18 protein-coding genes and 1 pseudogene are annotated in these 21,532 nt (G+C 59.7%); 6 read left to right on the forward strand and 13 right to left on the reverse strand.

The genetic code is table 11. From position 1 onward, the window contains the following. The first annotated feature begins 84 nt into the window (after positions 1–84). The 3 genes from F506_RS04220 to F506_RS04230 are packed head-to-tail and all read left to right on the forward strand — an operon-like array spanning position 85 to position 2,672. Positions 85–1,452: an NAD(P)H-dependent oxidoreductase gene (locus tag F506_RS04220; RefSeq protein ID WP_053195478.1), complete on the forward strand. Its 1,368-nt coding sequence runs from the start codon at positions 85–87 to the stop codon at positions 1,450–1,452. Positions 1,453–1,461: 9 nt separating this feature from the next. Further along, the gene (locus tag F506_RS04225; RefSeq protein ID WP_053195479.1) at positions 1,462–1,779 is read left to right on the forward strand and encodes a putative quinol monooxygenase; all 318 of its coding nucleotides are present in this window, start codon (positions 1,462–1,464) and stop codon (positions 1,777–1,779) included. Beyond that, entirely contained in the window at positions 1,776–2,672 is an 897-nt protein-coding gene (locus F506_RS04230; protein WP_053195480.1) for an NAD(P)-dependent oxidoreductase, read from the forward strand. The genes F506_RS04225 and F506_RS04230 overlap by 4 nt, the downstream gene beginning before the upstream one ends. Positions 2,673–2,716: 44 nt before the next feature. Here the strand turns inward: F506_RS04230 and F506_RS22995 are convergent, their stop codons facing one another. Next, positions 2,717–3,388, reverse strand: coding sequence for a hypothetical protein (locus F506_RS22995; protein ID WP_144423992.1), 672 nt, complete (start codon positions 3,386–3,388; stop codon positions 2,717–2,719). Between the two features lie 142 nt (positions 3,389–3,530). Next, the gene (locus F506_RS04235; protein ID WP_053195481.1) at positions 3,531–4,430 is read right to left on the reverse strand and encodes a LysR family transcriptional regulator; all 900 of its coding nucleotides are present in this window, start codon (positions 4,428–4,430) and stop codon (positions 3,531–3,533) included. 120 nt (positions 4,431–4,550) lie between these two features. Between F506_RS04235 and F506_RS04240 the strand changes: the two genes are divergently transcribed. Both F506_RS04240 and F506_RS04245 read left to right on the forward strand, forming a co-directional pair. Continuing rightward, entirely contained in the window at positions 4,551–5,423 is an 873-nt protein-coding gene (locus F506_RS04240; RefSeq protein ID WP_053195482.1) for an aldo/keto reductase family oxidoreductase, read from the forward strand. A 143-nt stretch (positions 5,424–5,566) separates the two neighbouring features. Further along, the gene (locus F506_RS04245) at positions 5,567–6,100 is read left to right on the forward strand and encodes an NADPH-dependent FMN reductase (protein ID WP_053195483.1); all 534 of its coding nucleotides are present in this window, start codon (positions 5,567–5,569) and stop codon (positions 6,098–6,100) included. Positions 6,101–6,146: 46 nt separating this feature from the next. On the opposite strand, the gene F506_RS04250 is transcribed toward F506_RS04245, so the two are convergent. The 9 genes from F506_RS04250 to F506_RS04290 all read right to left on the reverse strand — a co-directional run bounded on the left by F506_RS04250 (position 6,147) and on the right by F506_RS04290 (position 17,398). Beyond that, complete coding sequence (locus tag F506_RS04250; RefSeq protein WP_053195484.1) at positions 6,147–7,394, reverse strand: PepSY-associated TM helix domain-containing protein; 1,248 nt, start codon at positions 7,392–7,394, stop codon at positions 6,147–6,149. A gap of 25 nt (positions 7,395–7,419) precedes the next feature. After that, positions 7,420–9,846 carry a TonB-dependent siderophore receptor gene (locus F506_RS04255; RefSeq protein ID WP_053195485.1) on the reverse strand — a complete coding sequence of 809 codons (2,427 nt, stop codon included), beginning with the start codon at positions 9,844–9,846 and terminating at the stop codon, positions 7,420–7,422. Positions 9,847–9,942: 96 nt separating this feature from the next. Next, positions 9,943–10,938 carry a FecR domain-containing protein gene (locus F506_RS04260; RefSeq protein ID WP_053195486.1) on the reverse strand — a complete coding sequence of 332 codons (996 nt, stop codon included), beginning with the start codon at positions 10,936–10,938 and terminating at the stop codon, positions 9,943–9,945. Between the two features lie 18 nt (positions 10,939–10,956). Beyond that, on the reverse strand, positions 10,957–11,451 hold the full coding sequence (locus tag F506_RS04265) for a sigma-70 family RNA polymerase sigma factor (RefSeq protein ID WP_235471368.1): 495 nt from the start codon (positions 11,449–11,451) through the stop codon (positions 10,957–10,959). Positions 11,452–11,983: 532 nt separating this feature from the next. Next, positions 11,984–13,216, reverse strand: coding sequence for a S1C family serine protease (locus tag F506_RS04270; RefSeq protein ID WP_053195488.1), 1,233 nt, complete (start codon positions 13,214–13,216; stop codon positions 11,984–11,986). A gap of 10 nt (positions 13,217–13,226) precedes the next feature. Then, entirely contained in the window at positions 13,227–13,895 is a 669-nt protein-coding gene (locus F506_RS04275; RefSeq protein ID WP_144423993.1) for a CC0125/CC1285 family lipoprotein, read from the reverse strand. 473 nt (positions 13,896–14,368) lie between these two features. Continuing rightward, a complete protein-coding gene (locus tag F506_RS04280) occupies positions 14,369–15,256 on the reverse strand; it encodes an NAD(P)-dependent oxidoreductase (RefSeq protein WP_053195490.1) in 888 nt (295 codons plus the stop codon). A gap of 95 nt (positions 15,257–15,351) precedes the next feature. After that, complete coding sequence (locus tag F506_RS04285; RefSeq protein WP_053195491.1) at positions 15,352–16,170, reverse strand: transporter substrate-binding domain-containing protein; 819 nt, start codon at positions 16,168–16,170, stop codon at positions 15,352–15,354. Positions 16,171–16,573: 403 nt separating this feature from the next. Next, positions 16,574–17,398: an AraC family transcriptional regulator gene (locus F506_RS04290; RefSeq protein WP_053195492.1), complete on the reverse strand. Its 825-nt coding sequence runs from the start codon at positions 17,396–17,398 to the stop codon at positions 16,574–16,576. Positions 17,399–17,524: 126 nt separating this feature from the next. Here F506_RS04290 and F506_RS04295 point away from each other — a divergent pair, with 126 nt between their 5' ends. Further along, the gene (locus tag F506_RS04295) at positions 17,525–18,778 is read left to right on the forward strand and encodes an MFS transporter (protein ID WP_053195493.1); all 1,254 of its coding nucleotides are present in this window, start codon (positions 17,525–17,527) and stop codon (positions 18,776–18,778) included. Positions 18,779–18,857: 79 nt separating this feature from the next. Here F506_RS04295 and F506_RS04300 read toward each other — a convergent pair. Together F506_RS04300 and F506_RS04305 are read right to left on the reverse strand one after the other, a co-directional pair. Next, positions 18,858–20,315, reverse strand: a pseudogene (locus F506_RS04300) (acetyl-CoA carboxylase biotin carboxylase subunit); the annotation flags it as partial. Between the two features lie 130 nt (positions 20,316–20,445). After that, positions 20,446–21,420 carry a DUF4410 domain-containing protein gene (locus F506_RS04305; protein WP_235471504.1) on the reverse strand — a complete coding sequence of 325 codons (975 nt, stop codon included), beginning with the start codon at positions 21,418–21,420 and terminating at the stop codon, positions 20,446–20,448. Between the last annotated feature and the right edge of the window lie 112 nt (positions 21,421–21,532).

Raw genomic sequence — 21,532 nt, forward strand, 5'->3', positions numbered from 1 at the left:
AATTTCACGCTTTCAGGTATCGCACCCAAAGCCCAGAACGCGAGAGACAAGGGCGATACCTTCTGTCATTGACGAGGATCAAAAATGAATCTGTACAGCTTGCTGCGCGAACGCGCGGCGGCCGGCCGCCCGGTGCGCGTCGGCCTGGTCGGCGCCGGTAAATTCGGCTCCATGGTGTTGGCTCAGGCGCGGCTTATCGAAGGCATGCACATCGTCGGCGTTGCCGATCTGAATGTGGAAAAAGCCCATGCTGCACTGGAGCGAGTCGGCTGGGAAAAGGACAGATACCAGGCCAAGACACTCGGCGACGCAGTCAAAAACGGCACCACCTGCGTGCTGGAAAACGCCGCCGCACTGGCAGATTGCCAGGAGATCGAATGCATCATCGAGGCGACCGGTCATCCGATCGCCGGCGTACGCCACGCCTTGTCGGCCATCGACGGCGGCAAGCACGTGGTGATGGTCAACGTGGAGGCCGACGCCATGTGCGGTCCTTTGCTGGCGGCACGCGCCAAAGCCAAGGGTCTGGTCTACAGCATGGCCTACGGCGATCAACCGGCCATCATTTGCGAACTGGTTGACTGGGCGCGGTCCTGCGGTTTCGAACTGGTCTCGGCAGGCAAGGGTATGAACTACGAGCCGCGTTACCGCTATTCGACGCCGGACACCGTCTGGGGATTCTTTGGCTGGACCGAAGAAGAAGTTGCCAAGGGCGATTTCAATCCCAAGATGTATAACTCTTTCACCGACGGCACCAAGGCCGCGATCGAAATGGCGGCGGTCGCCAACGGCACCGGCCTCGATTGCCCTGACGACGGCCTGGCATTTCCGCCGACCGGTTTGCATGATCTGGCCAGCGTATTTCGCCCAGCCGCCGACGGCGGCCGGCTGGCGCGCAGCGGCCTGGTCGACATCGCGGCCAGCCAGGAGCCGGATGGCCGCGAAGTCTTCAACAATATCCGCTACGGCGTCTTCGTCACCTTCAAGGCGCCGACTGAATACGCACGCGCCTGCTTCAAGCAATACGGTCTGCTGGTCGACAAGTCCGGCTGGTATGGCTCGATGTGGCGCCCGTTCCACATGATCGGCCTGGAAACCAGCATCAGCGTGTTGTCGGCAGTATTGCGAGGAGAATCCACCGGGTGCTCGAAGGAATTCCGTGGCGATGCCGTTGCGACCGCCAAGCGCGACCTGCAGGCCGGTGAGATGCTGGATGGCGAGGGCGGCTATGCCGTGTGGGCCAATGCGATCCCTGCTTCGAAGAGCCTCGCGCTGGGGGCGTTGCCGATCGGTCTGGCGCACAACGTCAAGCTCAAGCGCGCTGTCAAGAAAGACACCGTCGTCCGCTTCGAAGATGTGGAGCTGTCGAGCGATCTGGACGTGGTGAAACTGCGTCAGGAAATGGAACGGCATGCTCGCACCAATCCGGGTGGCAGCATCTTGTTGCGTTAGGAGCCGCGCATGACAGATGTCGCAACAGCATTTGTCGTCATTGCAGAGTTCGAGGTCAAATCCGCCAGCATGGCGGATTTCCTTGCGCTGGCACATGACGACGCACGACATTCGGTAGCTGACGAACCAGGTTGCCGGCAGTTCGACGTTGTGTGTATTGCAGACTCGACGCGGGTGCTTTTTTATGAAATCTATGACGACCGGGCAGCATTCGATCTGCATCTGGAAACGCCCCATCTGGCGCGTTTCAGGGCGGGCTTTCCTGCCTGTATCGAGCGGGAACTGGCGGTGCGGTTCGGCAGCATCGCCAACGGAGGGAAGGCATGACGGCACCACTCACCATCGGAACAGTCGGCTTCATCGGTACCGGCATCATGGGGTTTCCCATGGCGCGCCATCTGGCGCAGGCCGGCTATCGTGTGCAGGCCTGGAATCGCACGCCGGAGAAAGCACAGCGCCTCTCCGCATTCGGCGCCGTGACGGTCACCGAGCCCGGCGATGTCGTCCGCAATGTCGATGCATTGATATGCATGCTAAGTTCGGGCCCCAGTTGCGATGAACTCCTGCTGGGCGAGCACGGACTGATCGCCCGCATGAGACCCGGAAGTTTGCTGGTCGTCATGAGTTCGATTCCGGTCGAGACCGCGCGTCATCAGGCACAGCAGGCCGCCGCGCGAGGAGTTGCCTATGTCGATGCACCGGTATCCGGAGGCGAAAAGGGCGCGATGGAGGCCAGCCTGGCGATCATGGCGGGCGGCACGACGCAGGCCTATGAGCAGGCGCTGCCGCTATTGGAAAAGATGGGGCGCCCGACGCATGTCGGTCCGGCAGGTTCGGGAGAACTGGCGAAGCTGGTCAATCAGATGATGGTTGCCAACAATATCGCCAGCGTGGCGGAAGCTTTGCTATTGGCTGAGCGCGGCGGCGCCGATCCCGCAAAGGTGCGGGAGGCACTGCTAGGCGGCTTTGCCGACTCGACAATCCTGCGTCAGCATGCGCTACGCATGATCAGCGGCGACTTTACGCCCGGCGGCCCGGCACGCTATCAAGTCAAGGATACGAGCACGGCGATTCGCTTTGCCGCGAGCGTCGGGCTGGATTTGCCAATGCTCAACAAATCCGATCGGTTGTTTTCCGATATGTTGAAAAACGGCGACGGCGATCTCGACCACAGCGGCGTGATCCGGGAACTGCGTCGGCGCAATCGGCTTCCTTTGTAATGTGGAGGTATCCAGTGCTGGCCGGTTACGGACTTCTCGAGTCCCTATCTCTTTTGTGGTGAAGTGACGGAAGCCGGATTTAATTTTTTGAAGCGGATTGTGTAGAAATACTCCGCCGTTCCTGTGGGTATTCCCAAGAGTGCGTTCATATGTACTTGGGATATTTGCTCACGGATCAAATTTCCATCTTCGTCTTTGTATATCTGATACATCCCGCTGGAATCGTTTTTCCCCCATTCTGAACTACCCGAATTTTGACTGCGCCCACCCCCAATCAAACGATTGTTCATACAAACAAATTTAGACTTGTCAGTCAGGTCCGTATGATATTCGCCTGCAAGACCGTCGTTGTAGAACATGCTCAGCAAATAAACTCGCTCGCTTATTTGAGTAATTTTTCCATAACGGGGTCGTTCTTGAAAACGGGTGCCCGCCTCTAGCCGATAACCGCGAATCATTTTTGTCCATTCTGTCGAATAGCCAGAAATCGGAAGTGCAGAATCAAGACCATGAGTTCTTCCATATATTTGTTCGTTCTGGTCGCCTTTCAGAAGCGAGGCAATAAACTCATAGTCACCGCTTAAATCGGGACACGGAGAATTTAAGTTAGCTAGAGGGTCAACTCCAGAGGCCGGAGAGCCAGGATAAATTTCCCGGTCGTGCAAACAACCTGACAACCCAATCGCCACAAATATTGGAACCAATAACTTCTTCATTGCTTTTAGACGCTCAATGTATGTCAAGGAAGGAACAAATTACTGGAGTTTACGCAGGTTCGTCAACGTCAGCTTCCGGCCGGAAGCCGACTTCCTCAAGTCAGTCGGCGTTTCAGTGGTGCGCTCATAATGCTCCAACGCGCTACCAGCGCATGGTCTGCACGAAATCCACGAAGACCCGCAATGGCGCAGGCAGGTAGCGGCGACCGGGATAGTACAGTGAGGGACCGGTGAAACTGGGCCACCAGGATTCAAGAAGCGGCTCCAGCTCGCCGCGGTCGATATAGGGTTGCAGCCATTCCTCGAACAGATAGATTACTCCAGCGCCGGCCACAGCCGAATCGACCGCCAGGTCGGCGGCGGCGCCGAGATTCACGATCAGCGGTCCATCCGTTTCGATTGTCACCGACTTTCCTTTTCGCTCAAAAAACCACTGCGGCATGAGTCCGCTGGAAAAGCGCCCGCGAAGGCAGAGATGCTTGCGCAGGTCGTCCGGGTGGCGCGGCCTGCCATGCTGCGCGAGATAGGATGGGGAAGCGGCCAGCGCCATGCGCTGACGGCGGGGGCCGACGGGAATGGCCACCATGTCCTGGTCCATGCCTTCCTCATAGCGGATACCGGCGTCGCAACCCGACTGAAGCAGTTCAACGAAACGATCCTCCACGATCACTTCCAGGCAGATCTCGGGATAGGCCGCGAGGAATTGAGGGACGATGCGCGGCAATACAAGCTTTGAGGCGGCCAGGGGGACGTTCAATCGCAATCGCCCGGCGGGCCGGTCGCGAAAACCATTCACCACGTCCAGCGCCGATTCGATCGCCCCCAGCGCCGGCGTCAGGTGTTCCAGCAGATGCCGGCCGGCATCGGTGGCGGCCACGCTGCGGGTGGTGCGGTTGAGCAGACGCACTCCCAGGCGCGCCTCCAGGCGGCGGACGGCCTCGCTCAGTTGCGAGGCGCTGGTGCCGGTGATGCGCGCCGCACCGCGGAAGCCGCCGTGCGTGGCGACGGCGACGAAGGCGGCAATGTCTTGCAGATCAGCCATGGGTTTCTCCGGATTGTCCTGAATTGTGCACAAGCTGTTCTATTGTGCCGGATTGTCGCACAACGTTCCTGCGCTTAGACTGGTTTCACTCACCTACCTATCAACCGCAAGGAGAAACAGATGAACCAGGCCAAACACGCCGGCCATTACAGGATCGGCGACCTCAATGTCACCCGCATGGGCTATGGCGCCATGCAGCTGTCCGGTCCGCATGTATTTGGGCCACCCAAGGACCGCCAGCAGGCGATTGCCGTGTTGCGGGCGGCTTTGGATATGGGTGTCGACCATATCGATACCAGCGACTTCTACGGCCCGCACATCACCAACCAGATCATTCGCGACGCCCTGCACCCCTACCGCGACGACCTGACAATCGTCACCAAGATCGGCGCACGTCGCGGCGCCGATGCCTCTTGGCAGTCTGCGATGTCGCCCGCCGAGCTGGAGTCCGCCGTGTACGACAATCTGCGCAACCTGGGTCTGGAAGTGATGGATGTCGTGAACCTGCGCCTGATGTTCGACGTGGCCGGGCCGGCGGAGGGAGATTTGGAAGAGTCCCTGACAGCGCTGGCGGAGCTGAAGCGCAAGGGCTTGGTGCGGCATATCGGCCTGAGCAATGCGACGGTCAAACAAATCGCACAGGCGAAGACGATCACCGATATCGTCTGCGTGCAAAACCAGTACAACCTGGCACACCGGGACGACGACGCACTGGTGGCGCAACTGGCAAGCGAAGGTATCGCCTATGTGCCGTTCTTCCCGCTGGGCGGTTTCTCACCGCTGCAGTCTTCCACGCTCGAGCGCGTAGCGGCCGAGTGCGGAGCGACACCACTGCAAACCGCGCTGGCCTGGCTGCTGCAGCGTTCGCCCAACATCCTGCTGATCCCGGGAACCTCTTCGGTCGCTCACCTGCAGCAAAACATCGCCGCCGCAGCAATGAAGCTTTCGCCCGAAGCGGTCGCAGCGCTCGACGGCATTGGTCCGCCGGCCTGAGCTACTCGTTGCTCCGTCACACCGTCTCAGGCGCGGCCTGCGAAGTTCATCGCTCCTGACACCACGCTCTGAGGTCCGATTTTGGCCGATTACAGACTCTATCGAGAGATAATGCTAACTATCTCAATGTACATTGTTTTCTCATGAAGATTCTTGCCATTTCTGGGAGCGCGCGCAGCGTTTCCACCAATACTGCTTTACTGAAGGCGATGCAAGGCCTGGCCCCCGAAGGTATGACAGTGAAAGTTTTCGATCGGATTGGCTCTCTCCCCGTATTTTCGCCTGATCTTGAGGCAGAAAATACGCCTGCAGCAATACAAGTCCTGATCGCGCAGGTGGCTCAAGCTGATGGCGTCATCATCTCAAGCCCGGAGTACGTCCGCGCCATCCCCGGTGGTATGAAAAATGTCATCGATTGGATGGTCTCGCGAGCCGAAATCATCGGCAAGCCTATCGCTTTAGTTCACGCCTCTCATCGTGGGGAAGACATGTTGGCCTCAATGCGATTGGTCTTGTCGACCGTTAGCAATCGGTTCTTGGATCGACATTTTCTTCAGCTTCCTCTGGTGGGGAAGTCACCGGAAGAGGTTGCCACGTTGGTAATGCAACCTGAATTCAGAATGCAAGTGATCGAATTCTTGCGAGGATTCTCGGACGAGATTGCCCGATGTCAGTAGCTGGCCGATAGCTGATGTGCTTCTCCGGTGAAGCAGAAAGATTTATCTATTCTTGTTCCAGAGAAGAAAAATGCAGCAACCTGGTTTCTCGCCGGGCTCGGTAGCGGCGCCACCAGATCAGCACGCCCGTGGCAGAGAGCATGGCGACGATAATTCCAGCCAGACTAATCAGAATTTTCAACGGCCAACTCCAGATCGCAGCCATGTGGATACTGGTGATCCACGTGCGGATGGTGTCTCCGGGAGCGCCGCCGGTTGGCAGCCAGACGGCTAGCTGTGCACCGGTGCCGGCATCGAAATATACCTGAGTGCTGCCGGCCCTCTGGCGCAGATCAAGACTGCTTCGGACATCGTAGCGATAGATGCCGAGCCCACTGTCATAGGCAAGCATGTCCTCGCGCTGGATGGTGAAGTTGTGGCGGTCCGCCAGTGCCGACATCAGTACGCGTCCGCGCGCTCGCGCCTTCTCCCAATCCAGCGCGGGGACCATGTTTCTCAAAGACGGGCGTGACAACAAGGCTTCTTCGGACTGTGCGCCGAATAGCTTTTTCATCACCGGATCGTAGACTTCGGACAGGTTGAAGGCCACGCTACTCCAGGCCAGCAATAGGAGCAGAACCCAAAACCACAAGGCTGCCGCCCGATGCAGGTCGAAGTGAAGTTTGTATCCGCGTGCGTCCTGACGAATCTTCCACGCTGGCGTCCAGCGTGCCAGCCACGGTTTCCTGGCGACGCGCTTTGGCGGTGGCGGGAGCGTGAGAAATAGGCCGACCAGACAATCGACAGTCCACAGCAGCGCGATGAAACCGAAGAGATAGGTTCCCACTACGCCCATCGCCATCGACTGATGCAGACGGTAGATGAAGGGCATGATGCTCTCGGCGCTCCAACTCGGGCGCCCCCATTTTCTAGTCCCCAGGATCTCGCCCGTGTAAGGGTTGATCATGACCTCGTCGAAATCCAGTACTGCGCGTTCGCCGGTGACGGGACTTACACGACCCTTCACTCTGAAAGTCACGCTGCGCGCCGGCATGCTGCGCAAGGGGGTATGCGTGATATCGGCCGCGGGCAGGCGTGACAGGATGATTCGCCGCAGCTGCAGGCCGTCCAGGAGTACAGCCCCCGGCGTCGGAGCCGCCACTCGGAATAGTCTGGGAGCCAGCCAGGCTTCCAATTCGTCATTCCATGCGAGAGCGCTTCCCGTCAGGCCGGCAAGGGTAAGAAATCCGGCAATCACCAGCCCGACATAACGATGCAGGAGCAAGGCCCCTTGGCGTGCTGAGAAAAGCTTCATGGCAGCAACCGACGGCTGTTGGCGTTCAGAATCGGTAGCTGGCGCTGGCTACGATAGTCCGCGGCTGACCGTAAGTGCAGGAACGGCCAAAGCAGGGCGAAGGCACGTAAAGGCGGTTTGCCAGGTTGGTGGCATTGATGGCGTAGCGCCAGCGGTCCCTCTCGTAAGCCACCATGGCGTCTACCAGTGCGTAGGCGGGTTGGTCCGGCAGGCCGCTGGCATTGCCCGGGCGGCCGCCGATGTAGCGCACGCCCGCGCCGGCGCGCAGGTTTGGCAGGCCGAAAATGCTGAAGCGGTAGTCCATCCACAGCGATACAGTGGAGCGCGGCACGCCGACGAAGGTGGCGCCGATTTCGGCCGGATTGTTGCTCTTGGTGGTCTCGGCGCTGATCAGCGAATAGGCTGCCGAGATATTCAGATTTTTGGTGAGAGCGCCCTTGGCTTCCAGTTCGACGCCGCGCGAGCGCACTTCGCCGGTCTGTACCGAAAAGTTGTCCGGATCGACGGGATCGGGCGTTTGCACATTGCTTTGCGTGAGTTGGTAGATCGCAGCACTCAAAAGCAGTTTCTTGTCTGGCGTCTGGTAGCGCAAGCCCACTTCGTATTGTTCGCCACGGGTGGGTTTGAACGCGTTGCGCAGGCGATCGAAGCCTTCTTCGGGGGCAAACGACTGGCTGAAACTGACATAGGGCGACAGGCCGTTGTTGGCCAGGTACACCAAGCCGGCGCGGCCGGAGAATGCCTTGTCGGTCTGGACGATTCCATCCGGGTTGTTCAACAGGTCGCGGTCTTCCAGCCGGGTCCAATCCTGGCGGCCACCCACCAGCAGCACCCATTTGTCGGCGATTTTGAGCTGGTCCTGCAGGTAGAGGCCAGTGCCGCTTTGTTTCAGGCGCCATTTGTCGGTGTCGGTGGCGGAGCCAAACGGCTGACCATACACCGGGTTGTACATGTCGATGTCCGTGAAGGTGGTATTGGCGCGATCACTGGTATGACGCTGAGTCAGGTAGTCGACACCCAGCAATACCTTGTGCGCGACAGGCCCCGTGTCGAAGCTGTATTCCAGATTGGTATCGGCGGTGACCGCTTCGGTGCTATCCAGGAACGCGCGGCCGCGACGGCTGACGGTCCGCAAGTCGGTTCCCACCCCAGTGATCTGATAGTACTTGTAGTCGAGCGAAGAAGTGAAATAACGCAGGCTCTGACGGAACTTCAATGTATCGCTGAAGGCGTGTTCGAAGATGCTACTGACTGTTTTCTGGGTGTTGTCGAACAGGTTGAACGAGGGCTCGCCGAGATAGCGATCTCCCGGAAGCTGGCCATTCGGATTGAACAGCAACGTGCCCTGGCGCGGCAGCGGCCCATTGTCGGTGGTCTTGCTGTGCTGATAGCTGGACAGCAATGTCAGCGACGTTGCCGCAGAAGGACTCCAGGTCAGGGCGGCCGCCAGGTAGGTACGGTCGTTTTTGCCGAAGTCCGCAAAACTGTCGGCCTTGCGTTCCAGTGCGGTCAGCCGATAGGTCAATTCGCCGGCGTCATCGAGCGGACCGCTGATGTCGCCGGAGATCTGCTTACGGTTGTGGTTGCCGTATTCGACGTTGATCTCCCGCAGGGATTCAGCGGTGGGACGCTTGGTGATCGCATTGATCAGACCGCCCGGGGCTGCGGTACCGTACAGGATTGACGAAGCCCCCTTGAGCACCTCCACGTGCTCCAGGCCATACACTTCCTGTGCACCGTTATAGACATTGGGCTGGTACTTCATGCCATCGCGCAGGATGCCACCGGAATAGGGTTGCACTTCAAAGCCGCGGATGAAGAAGGATTCTGAGGTCATGACCCCATAAGATCCCTGTTCCGCGGACACGCCGGCTGTATAGCCGAGTGCATCTTGCAGCGTGCGCGCGCCGGTGGTGGTGATCTGGTCGCTGGTCACCACGGAAATGGACTGGGGAATCTCTTCGATGGGAGTATCGGTCTTGGTCGCCGTGGCTGTCCGCTTGGCGGCGTAGCCGTTGACGTGGCTGGTGGCTGTTTCCGCCGCACCGTGCACAGTCACCAGGGGCAAGGGCGCGTCGGCTCGGCTGCTGCCGGCGGCAGCTTTTTGCACGATGAAGCTGCCGTCTTCCTGGCGCACCGCGACCAGGCCGCTGCCCGCCAGCCCCTGCGCAAGCCCTTCCGCAGCCGTGCGAGTGCCGTTGATGCCTGGGCTTTGCAAGCCTTGAGTGAGTTCGTTGGAAAAGGACAGCATGATGCCGGCGTCGCTGCCGAATTGCTTCAGTACGCTGGTCAACGGGCCGGGCGCGACGCGATAGCTGCGGGTGATTTCCTGTTGCTGGGCATATGCGGGCAACGACGCCAGCAGCGCTGCAATCGCATGCGCGACGGCATGCGCCAGGATGGTTTGCCGGGAGGTGCTGCGCGCCGTCGACGATGTTGCTCTCTTGATCATGGTCTTGTTTCCCCTGAAGTTGAATGAAGATGTGCTCTTATCTTCATTGCCCCTTCAGAAAGGGAAAGGGATCAAACGGCGAGAAAATTTTTTGTCCTATGCGCCATTGCCACGCGGACGGACGGTAACCCAGTAGCGTGTCAGGTAAGCGATGTCCACCGGAAACACCCTCGTCAGCATCAATAACACCTTGTCGGTATCCGCCAGAGGATAAGTTCCTGTCACCTTCAGTTGGCCAATTGCGTCATCACAGTTGATCCACCCGCTGCGATAGCGCGCCAGCTCCGCGACGAAGTCCGAAAGCGGCATGTCCTCCACTACCAGCATGCCGCGAGTCCACGCTGCGGCATGCGCCGGAGCGACACTGAGCGGACCGATATCGCGAGTGCTGAATTCCAGTGCACTGCCGGCGGACAGCACTCGGGTCCCGCCCAACGCCGGACGTACTTCAACCGCGCCTTCATAGACCGCAACACTGCTGCGTTCAGCTTCGGTCTTGTGTACCGTGAAGCGCGTGCCCAAAGCCTGCAGCTCCCCATCCGGGGTCTCCACCAGAAAAGGACGATAAGGTGTCGCATCGGTGACGTTCTCGTGCGCTGTGGAGATCATGATTTCGCCGCTCATCAGGCGTATCCGCCGCTCCTTGCCGCTGAATTCGACCTTGACCGTCGAGCGCGTATTGAGCGCCAGTTGGCTGCCGTCTTCGAGAGTGACGGTGCGTATTTCTCCCGCACGGGTGACATGATCGGCGCGCCAGGTGCGCCAGGGAAGGATCTGTTCCACACTCAGGGCAGCGGTGCCGGCAAACAGGAGAATGGCCACCATCTTGACGGCGCGACGTCGCTCCAGCGAGTCTTTGGCGGTCAACGCTGCCCGTGCCAGCGACGGCTGCAAGGTATTCATTCGGTCGCCGAAGGCTTCTACCTTTTGCCAGGCCAATTCATGTTCGGGATGGGCTTGCCGCCACCGTTGCCAGTTGCGGCGAGTGTCGTCAGTCACCGTTTCGGATTGCAACTCCAGCAGCCATTCGATTGCCTGCTGTTTTACCAGGGGCGATAAGGTGACGGGGCGGGAAACGTCAGGATTACTCATGATCAACGAAGCGAACGATCAAGCCGTCGCTTCCTCCCAGAAGCAACATTGCTCCAGCGCGCGGGCGATGTGCCGCTTGACGGTCGGCACTGAAATGTTCAGCCGTTCTGCAATTTCGGTTTGACGCAGGCCCTCAAGCTGGGACAGCAGGAAGGCTTCCTTCGTGAGCGCCGGCAAAACGCCTAGCATGCGATCAAGCGCCACCAGGGTTTCCAGCATGATCATGCGCGATTCAGGCGAAGGCGCGTGGGCCTCCGGCATGAGCGCCAGCGCGTCCAGATAGGAACGCTCTATCTCCTGGCGGCGACGCAGGTTAGCGACTATGCCCTGGGCGATGGTGGTGAGCAGTGCGCGCGGTTCTTTGACGCGGAAGTCGTCATTCTTCAGCAAGATCCGCATGAAGGCATCTTGGGCCAGGTCGGCAGCGTCGAACGCATTGCCCAAGCGCTTGTGCAACCAGCCGAGCAGCCAGCGGTGATGATCGCGATACATCGCTCCCAGCGTGGCACCCATCTCGTTTGAAGACATCTTCCCCTCGCATTATTCGATAGGGGAGATTTTAACTGAGAATAATTGTTATTTACAAATTTACGGCAATTGGTGTTGTTTATGGAGTGACCCCTCGGGCTGGACCAAGGTTGATCGAGAAAGGAAGCGCCTTCCTTTTTCCGTGAGTGACACCGTGCCGGCCATTCCTGCGGTTGCATCAACCAAGCCGTCGGCGCAGGCGTCTTCCCATATTGTCAGCCGGGGGCATGTACTTTTCCAGACATCCAGGACTTCTGCATAAGAAGGTTTTCCTTGTGCAATCCAATCCAGCATCTGCAACGTCAGTGCATCATGTGATCGGTCCATAGTCTCCTCGCTTCACAGAGATGGGACTTCTCAGTATCGTCTTATGCGGGCTGATCGGCAAGCCGCCGGAATTTTTCTCATGCACCAACCTTGCGAACCGCATGCGAAGCAAGCTCAGCATCCGCGTCGGCGGGAAAAATTCCGTTTCGCAATTTTCCGGCAAGCGAGGTTCGGCAAGAGCCTGAGCGGGTCAGATGCGCTTGATTGTCACGTCACAGTCACGAATGATATCTGCGCCCGACAGCATATTGCCTTTTCCGGAATACACCAGAGGGCCGGACTGGACGTCGCCGTTGAAACGAAACTTCCAGATTTCCTCGGGGTGCTCAACCTTGTAGCCGACCCCTTTGAGTTCAAGGCGGCCGTCGCTGATACGTCCTGTCAGGGCCTCCGCCACCTGGTCGTTCTTGCGGCGCAGCGTTACCGTTGAATTCGTAACCTGCACCTCAAACTCCGACTGATACGCCACATCGCTTGCCTCGCTTCCATGGCGGGCTGCGCAGCGCATGAGACCGTTCCAGCCTGTCGCTGCAACTTGCGTGATCGGCGGTGTTGCCACTACCGGCGAGGAAATTGCCGATGGTGCGGCTACTGGCGGTGTGGCGGCTGGCGATGGGGCTGCCGGTGGGACGACTGGCGCGGGCGCGGCTGGTGTCTCCGCCGCCTTGTTGGTGGCGGCAACAGGGGCGGTAACGGGAAGAGGAGCGGGAGCGGGGGGCGTAGTCGCGGCAGGTGCCGAAGCCGTGTTGGACGCTACCGCGATCGGGGCGGACGGCTTGGCGGCACGACCGCGCGCTTCCAATTCCCAGATCCAGTCGGCGGGTACGGCAAAGGACAAATTCTGGAGGGTGGTCCCGGCCAGCATTGCGGTGGTGATGCCGATCAGTTCGCCTTTGTCATTGAATAAGCCGCCTCCGCTCGACCCCGAGGAGATCGGGGCCGAGATCTGAAGGAAGCGCAGCTTTCCATCGGGATCAAGCCTGAGGGCCGACAGCAGTCCGTCGCTGATGGTTTCCTCCAATGCACTCGGGGCGCCCAGGGTGAAAACCTTCTGGCCCACGCGCAGGTTGCGCGACGGCGCGATGGAGACCGCCGGCGCCGTCATGCCTTCGACCCGGACCTGGCAGAGGTCCCGCTCAACGTCGGGGAATTCCAATTTGCCGGGCAAGGTCACTTTGCCTTGCCGCAACTTGAAGCTGCTGGCGCGCGCCAGGACGTGGCAATTGGTGACCAGCCGCCCGGGGCCAATGACGACCGCCGAACCGGCGCTGATCAACTTGTCCTGCGCATTCATGGCGTTGACGACCCAGATGCTGGGAGAGGCCTGCTGGAACAGGGCTTCGGCATCCATCGCATGGGCCTGCGGAACGGCAGCCGAGAGAGCCAGGCTGGCTGCAAGAATCTTAAGGGAGTGAGGTTTCATCACGGTCCGTTCAAGGAGGCGGCAAAAGATATTTCAGGTCATCGAGCGTGACCCGGCCTTTGATGGGAGGTGCCGAAGGCGTACCGGGGGCGATGACGACGGCAGCCTTGAGCAGTTCCTGTTCCGAAGGCGCGCGCGTTTTGCCGCCGGTCTGCACGTAAGGTCCGATCAGTTTCAGGATCACGTCCGCGCGCAACATGGTGCGGCCAGGGTAGGCGGCAGGGTTGTTCACCATCTTGATGCTGCCTTCATTGGCGTATCTGATCACCGGTGTCGACGGCGTGAAGATATAAATCGGCGCCGAGCGCGTAGCCGCAGGCGTGGCCCGCGACAGCGCATCACCCTCGTCGTCAGCCGAGGTGCTTCGATAGGCATGGTCCCCAATCGGCGAGGAATCGGCCTGCGGCGCGGGTATCGGCTCGCCCGTTTTTAGCAGCATGAAGTGCGAATAACCTTTTTGCGTGGTCAGTTCTGCGCAGCGATAGATCCAGTATTGCCAGACCTTGTCCCTGCTGGTCATCCCGTTGCCGGAATACCTGATTCGATAAACGTCGTCCTGGATCTTGGTGTCGATGTATCCCCCGGTGAAGCCTTGGGGACCGTATCCGGTGGCACATCCGGCAAGCAGGGCAAGCACCAGCGGGATGAGGGCGGTTCCTGGTCGTAGCAATCGGCGCATTATTTTAGTGTCATTGGGCAGGGGCGAACAGGACAAGCCGGCTCGCGCGATTGTCATTCGAGTAGCAGCAGATCTTGCTGCCATCACCGTAATAGCAATGAAGCGAGCTTAGTATGCAGAAGCGCAGGAGCGGGTACGACAGGAGGCGCGCCCCGGGAGGGTGCTTGAAACGAGAACGACATTGAACGGCGCCATCTTTGTTTTTTTCATGTTTTCCCCATCTCTTTATGATCGACGCCCTTGGCGCAATGCGATTGAAACGCAAGTGCCGGGCTTGATGCTTAGTTGTATTGAGTTGCTGTCGCTCCCCTAGGCAGGGGGTGCGCAGTCGCTTCAGGTTACCACATTGATTGTGTTCACCGCACCCCTCTCCGGCAGGAGAAGTGCCGGGGCTTCGTACAAAAAAAAACGGCGCGCAGCAGTGCGGCCGTTTTTTACGCCAGGGCATGCCGTCGATGCGGCGGCGCGGCTGCTTACTTCTTCGCTGCGAGCCTGTTTTTGTGCGCCTGTACCATCGCTCCCAGCATCTGCTCGCCAAAACCTTCCTGCGCGCTCTGCTGCAAGGTGGCGGCGACGTGCGGGCCGATCATGGAGGGGTTGGTGAATGCCGCGGTCATGTTGTTGTAGTAGCTCAGATCCTTGCCGGCGTTGGCGATGCTGAATTTCATGCCGTCCGAACGGCCTTCGAGGATGCCGCCGGCGATCATCTGGAAGATGCCGCTGTTGGCGCCGCCCTTGCTGATCACGTCGAAGAACTTGCGCTGATCGACGCCGACGGCGTCGCACATCGCCAGCGCTTCGGTCGCCAGCGTGGCAGTGCCGATCGCGATGAAGTTGTTAAGCAGCTTGAGCTTTTGCGCGCTGGTGGTGCCGCCGATATGGAAGATGTTTTCGCAGAACGCTTCGAGCACCGGCTTGACCTTGGCGAAGGTGGCGTCATCGGCGCCGACCATGGTGTTGAGGCGGCCCTGCATGGCTTCGACCGGCGTGCGCGCCAGCGGTGCGTCGACGAAGCTGACGCCCTTGGCCGCCAGTTGTTCGGCGATGCGTGCGCTCGACATCGGCTCGCTGGTGGAGCAGTCGATCAGGATCTGGCCGCTGCGGCAGTTTTCCAGGATGCCGCCGGCGCGGAAGATCAGGTCTTCCACCTGCGGCGAGCCGGTGACGCACAGGATGATGGCGTCAACGTTCGCCACCAGGTCTTGCAGGCTGGTCGCTTCGCGCGCGCCTTCGGCGACCAGTTCTTCCACCGGCTTGCGATTGCGGTTGCCCATTACGGTGACGTTGAAACCCTTGATGACGAGGTTGTGCGCCATGCCCTGGCCCATCATGCCGACGCCTATGAATCCGATATTTTTCATGACTGGAGAAATGCTTTCGCGAAAGTGAAAAAAGCCGGCGCTGCTGTTTCTGCAACAGCAGCGCCGACGCCAAACGATGTTGTCTTCAATATCTTTTATTTAGGCAGGTATTGCGAGAGATCGGGCAATGGTGCGCCGGCCGCCGCTTCATACGACTTCGCCAGGTTGCCGTTCTTCATGTTGGTGACTACCCAGCTGTTGATCCAGGCCAGCAGCGCGGTGTCTTCCTTGCGCACGCCGATGCCGTGCGGTACGACCTTGACCGAGAACTTGGTCTCGATGTTGCGGCCCGGATTCTTGCGCGCCGTCGTGGTCACCAGTTCCTTGGCGGTGCCGATGGCGTCGACCTGGCCCGACAGCAGTGCGGCCGCGTTGGTCGAGTCGTCGTCGTAGCGCACCAGGATCGTGCCCTTGGGGACGATCGGCGTCAGCAGCGTGTCCTGCAGGTTGCCTCGCACCACGCCGACACGTTTGCCGGCCAGGTCGGCCAGGCTCTTGATCTGCATCGAACGTTCTGCGCCGACCACCGATTCCGATGCGCTGTAAGGCACGCTGAAGTTGATCACCTTGGCACGCTCCGGCGTAATGCTGAATGAAGCGATGACGATATCGGCCTTGTTGGTCAGCAGGAAGGGCACGCGGTTGGGGCCGGTGACCTGGATGATTTCCATCTCGACGCCGAGGTCCTTGGCCAGCATCTTGGCGGCACTGACGTCGGAGCCGTACGGTTGAAGCTTGTCGTCGGTCATGCCGAACGGTGGCGAGCCGAGGTCGATGGCGATGACGATTTTCTTGCGCTGGCGGATGTCGCTGAGCGTGTCCGCACTGACCGACTGGGCGAGGCAGACCAGGCCGAGGACGGCTGCGGCGGCGTATTTGATGCCGGATTTGATGCTGGCTTTGAAGGTGTTCATGCAATCTCCTGGAGTAAGAATTGTTGTTGTGTCACTGCTTGGTAAAACAAATTCACTTCGGCAATTCGGCAATGCGGTCATAGGAAATTGCGGGCGTAACAAGGCCTTCGCAACGGACGCAATGCGTCGCCGGCGATGGAAATCGTTTTCGCGTGAAAAATCCTGTGTTGTCTCCGCCTGAAGCGTGACGTCCCGAAGCTGCTGCCTTGGGTGCGTCCGCCGGCTTTTATGGTTCTTGATTCTGTCACCGGCTCTTCAGAATGCATTTCAGCGATGCAAGCGGCCGGTTGGAAAGCGACACTACGCCCGGCCTCCGGCACTGTCCAATGAAACTAATTCATCGCGTGATAACCGATCGTGACGGCGCACATTTTGCGCTGCAACAGCGCGCGGCGTTGCAGTCTTACTTCTCGCGCTGCAGCATGTCGACCGCAATGTTTCGGCGCGCCAGGCCGCCATACTGGCTCGGTGTCTTGCCGAGCACGCCGCGGAACATGCTGGTGAAGGCGCTGGCGCTTTTGTAACCGAGCCGTTCGGCAATGCGTTCGACGGCTTCGCCCTGCGACAGCCGCAGCAGCGCATCGGTGATGTGGACTTGTTGCACCCAATGGCGGAAGTGCAGGCCGGTCTCTTTCGGGAACAGGCGGATCAGTGTGCGCGGACTGGCGCCCACGAATTCCGCCCAGTGCGCCAGCGAGTTGGCGTTGCCGGGATCGGCGAGGATGGCTTCGCACACCGCCACCACGCGCCGGTCGGACGGCCACGGAATCACCACGGGGATGGCGGCGGCGCCGTCGATTTCCGACAGGATCAGTTGCGCCAGATGGCCTCCGCGGCCGCGGGTGTCGTAGTCGGATTCTTCCTGTAGCAGCGCCAGGATCAGCTCGCGCAGCAGCGCGCTGACTTCGAGCAAACGGCACTCGGCGCCGATCAGTTCCGATTCGTGCGGGCGGATGTAGAGCGTGCGCAGGCGCACCGCGCTGAGCATGCGGATTTCATGCGCCAGGCTGCACGGCACCCACAGCGCGCGCTGCGGCGGGATCACCCAAAGGCCGTGAGAAGTACGCACCTGCATGACGCCTTCGGCGGCGTACAGCAACTGGCCGCGCGGATGCGAGTGCGTGGCCAGCAATTGGTCGTGATCGAAGTCGCGGCTGAAAGCGACTACCGCTTGCGGCAATTGCTGCAGCCGGGCCGCCTTGGGGCTGGAGTGGACGGTGCGGGTCATGGCGAGAAAATGGAGTTGTCACTTAATCGACGAAAAATGTCATTCCGGTTTTTAAGTGTCACTATACCATTCACCTGTCGTCCTGCCATTCCTGCCATTTCATCCTTTTATTCGCCTCTCATCGCCATGACCATCCAGACATCTCCTTCCGCCGCCTTGTCCGGCACTCCGGCTGCAAGCGCAGCGCCGGGAGCACAGCAAGGCAGTTCGCCATTGGTGCTGCGCATCGTGCTCGCGGTCGGTTTCGCCCACCTGATCAATGACCTGATCCAGGCGCTGTTACCGTCCATCTATCCCATGCTCAAGCAAAACTACGGATTGACGTTCACCCAGGTCGGTCTGATCACGCTGACCTTCCAGGTCACGGCCTCGCTGATACAGCCGTGGATCGGCATGGTCACCGACAGACATCCCCAGCCGTTGCTGCTGCCGTGCGGGGCGCTGTTCACATTGCTGGGCATCGTGCTGTTGTCGATGGCCGGCAGCTTCGGCTGGTTCTTGCTGGCGGCAGCGCTGATCGGCATCGGTTCGTCGACCTTCCATCCGGAAGCCTCGCGTATCGCCCGCATGGCGTCCGGCGGCCGCTTCGGGTTCGCGCAGTCGACTTTCCAGGTCGGCGGCAATGCCGGCTCGGCATTCGGACCGTTGCTGGCGGCGGCGATCGTGGTGCCGTTCGGTCAACCCAATATTGCGTGGTTCTGCATCTTCGCCGTGGTGGCGATCGTGGTGCTGTCGCGCGTGAGCAGTTGGTATCGCCGCCATCTGGCCGCCGGCGCCAGGAAGACGCGCGCGACGGTGCATCATCACCTGTCTCCCGGCGCGGTCAAAAAGGCGCTGGTGGTGCTGGCCTTGCTGGTGTTTTCCAAGTACTTTTACATGGCCAGTTTCACCAGCTATTTCACTTTCTATCTGATCGACAGATTCCATCTGGCCGTAGGCGATTCGCAGATCCTGCTGTTCCTGTTCCTTGGCGCGGTGGCGGCGGGGACCTTCTTCGGCGGACCGATCGGCGACCGCATCGGACGCAAGCGCGTGATCTGGTTCTCGATTCTCGGCGCGGCGCCGTTCGCCTTGCTGCTGCCCCACGCCAACCTGTTCTGGACCGGCGTGCTGTGCGTGTTTGTCGGTTTCATCCTGGCGTCGGCGTTTTCGGCCATCGTGGTGTATGCGCAGGAGTTGGTGCCGGGCAAGGTGGGTTTGATCTCGGGCGTGTTCTTCGGCCTGATGTTCGGTTTCGGCGGCATCGGCGCGGCGCTGCTCGGGCATCTGGCCGACGTCACCGACATTTTCTTTGTCTATCAGGTGTGCGCGTTTCTGCCGCTGATTGGTTTGCTGGCGGCTTTCCTGCCCAAGCTGGAGCGGGTGCCGGCCACGGCATAGTTTTTCTCCCGAGGTGTCCGGCTTCCCGATGGAAGCCGGACACCGTCCTGTTTTACGCCGCCTTCTTTTTTCCTGCCTTCGCATCCTTTTGTTCCTGCTGCAAGCGTTGCTGCAACAGCGCCAGCACGGCGGTCGATGCCGGTAGCTGCGGCGGGAAGAGGGCGTCGTGATTGCGCTCGATCAGCCCGGTGTCGAGATCTGCGGTGGAGAAGGCTTGTCCTGCAACCAGCCGTTGCAGGAAACCGATATTGGTGGCCAGCCCGACGATGCGGTACTGTGCCAGCGCCGCCGTCATGTTCGCCAGCGCGGCGTCGCGGTCCTTGCCCCAGACGATGAGCTTGGCGATCATCGGATCGTAAAACGGTGAAATCGCATCGCCTTCGCGCACGCCGGAATCGATGCGCACCGCAGCCGGCGTCTGCACATGGCTGTCGACGCGGAAATGCACTGCCGGCGGCGTATGCAGATAGCGCAGCGTGCCGATGGACGGCAGGAAACCTTTCTCCGGATTCTCGGCGTAAATGCGCGCCTCGATGGCGTGGCCGTTGAGTTGCAACTGCTCCTGGCGCAGCGGCAGTTTTTCACCGGAGGCCACGCGCAATTGCCATTCGACCAGATCGAGGCCGGTGATCATCTCGGTCACGGGATGTTCGACCTGCAGGCGCGTGTTCATTTCCATGAAGTAGAACGAGCCGTCCTGATTGGCGATGAACTCTACCGTGCCCGCGCCGACATAACCGACCGCCTTTGCTGCGGCCACGGCGGCATCGCCCATGGCGCGCCGGCGCTCTTCGCTCATTCTCGGTGCGGGCGCTTCTTCCAGCACTTTCTGGTGACGGCGCTGCACCGAACAATCGCGCTCGAACAGATAGACGCACTCGCCGTGGCTGTCGGCGAAGACCTGGATTTCGATATGGCGCGGACGCGTCAGGTAGCGTTCCACCAGCACCTTGTCGTCGCCGAAGCTGTTGATGGCTTCGCGTTTGCATGACGCCAGCGCGGCCTTGAAGTCTTCCGCTTTGTCGACAATGCGCATGCCCTTGCCGCCGCCGCCAGCGCTGGCCTTGAGCAGCACGGGATAGCTGATGCGGTCGGCTTCCTTCTGCAGGAAATCGGCATCCTGGTTGTCGCCGTGATAACCGGGCACCAGGGGGACATTGGCTTTTTCCATCAGGGCCTTGGCCGCCGATTTCGAGCCCATCGCATGGATCGCCGAGGCCGGCGGGCCGATAAAGACCAGCCCGGCCTTGGCGCAGGCTTCGGCGAAACCGGCGTTCTCCGACAAGAAGCCGTAGCCGGGATGGATCGCCTGCGCGCCGGTCGCCAGCGCCACCGCGATGATCTTGTCGCCGAGCAGATAGCTTTCCTTGGCCGGCGCCGGGCCGATCAGCACCGCCTCGTCGCAGGCGGCGACGTGCTTGGCCTGCGCATCCGCTTCGGAATACACGGCAACGGTCTTGACGCCCATGCGGCGTGCAGTTTCGGCGACGCGGCAGGCGATCTCGCCGCGATTGGCGATCAGGATTTTGCTGAACATGTTGTCTCCTTTTATGTGGCCATCTTTCTGGTCATCCGAGGCATACGGTCTTGCATGTCTCGAATGAGAAATTCCTTGGACGGCTCGCGAGGTGGAAATGTCCGTGCAATTTCCGATCACCCCGCAGGGCCTATTTTTCTGTTTGCTGCGCCTTCTGCACGACTGTTTCGGTGCTTTGCACGGCCCTTCCGGCGTTTTGTCCGGCGGCGATTTCTGCAAGCACTTTCCTGCGGATGGCGTTTCGTGCGACGTCATCGGTCTGCCAGACGACGTGGTCGTCGATGGCGTAGGGATAGCATGTCGATTGCGTCCTCGACTCACAAGCGACGAGAGCATTGGTCAGCGCATCTTTTCCGACCCGATAGGCCCATGCTCCGGAATCGGCAATGACGTACGCACGTGGCTTCTGTCTGGTCAGATACAGCGCATAGCTATCTTTGGCATGCTGGTTGACGTAGGGAATCGCATCGGCATTCTCCAGTGGCGCAAAGTTGCTGTCGTCTGGAATCGTAAAGAGGTGCTTCGAGGTCGATTTGGCTTCTGTGGTCGATTTAGATTTAACGGCGTCCTTGCGATCGGTTTTGACGTTGGTAAATTCCGTTTTCCCCGTCAGTTCCGCAATCGTCAATTCGGCAAACTTTCCGTACAGCCAGTTCATCCGCATGCCATCCTGGCCACCAGCCAATCCACCCAGACCATACGATGCCGAGACATCAAAGGAGTGGACTTGTTTTCCGTCGCGATCCAAGACCCGGACCTTTCCTTCGACGGAATCCGTGCCAGCCATGATTCCCCACATCACTGCGCTAAATGCCGACCGGATCCGGAAGCGGGTAACGGTGACCTGCAGTCGATACGGCGCATTGTTTTTCAGCAAATTCTGCCCGTCGAGTTTGCGCTCGATATAACCGAGCAAGTCGTTGGTGCTGAATTGCGTATTGTCGGTTTGCAACTTTTGAGCTTCGTCCGTCATTTGTACTTCAACTTCGCTCACCGAATCCGCCGCGAAATTCGACTTCAGGGCGTTATTGTCGCGATGAACGGTACCAGCGCAACCCGTGAGAATAAAAACTGCAAGTAGAACCGAGCCCCCGTATTTCAGCATTTCCTTCACCCATTTTTCTTGTTGTCGAAGTCCAAAATTCTACCGGTATTCAACAGGAAGCATCGGCCCATTTTCAGCCGTTCCGATGCGCGAATTTTTGCAAAAACGGGAA

The organism is Herbaspirillum hiltneri N3, from assembly GCF_001267925.1.
GTDB classification, from domain to species: domain Bacteria; phylum Pseudomonadota; class Gammaproteobacteria; order Burkholderiales; family Burkholderiaceae_D; genus Herbaspirillum; species Herbaspirillum hiltneri.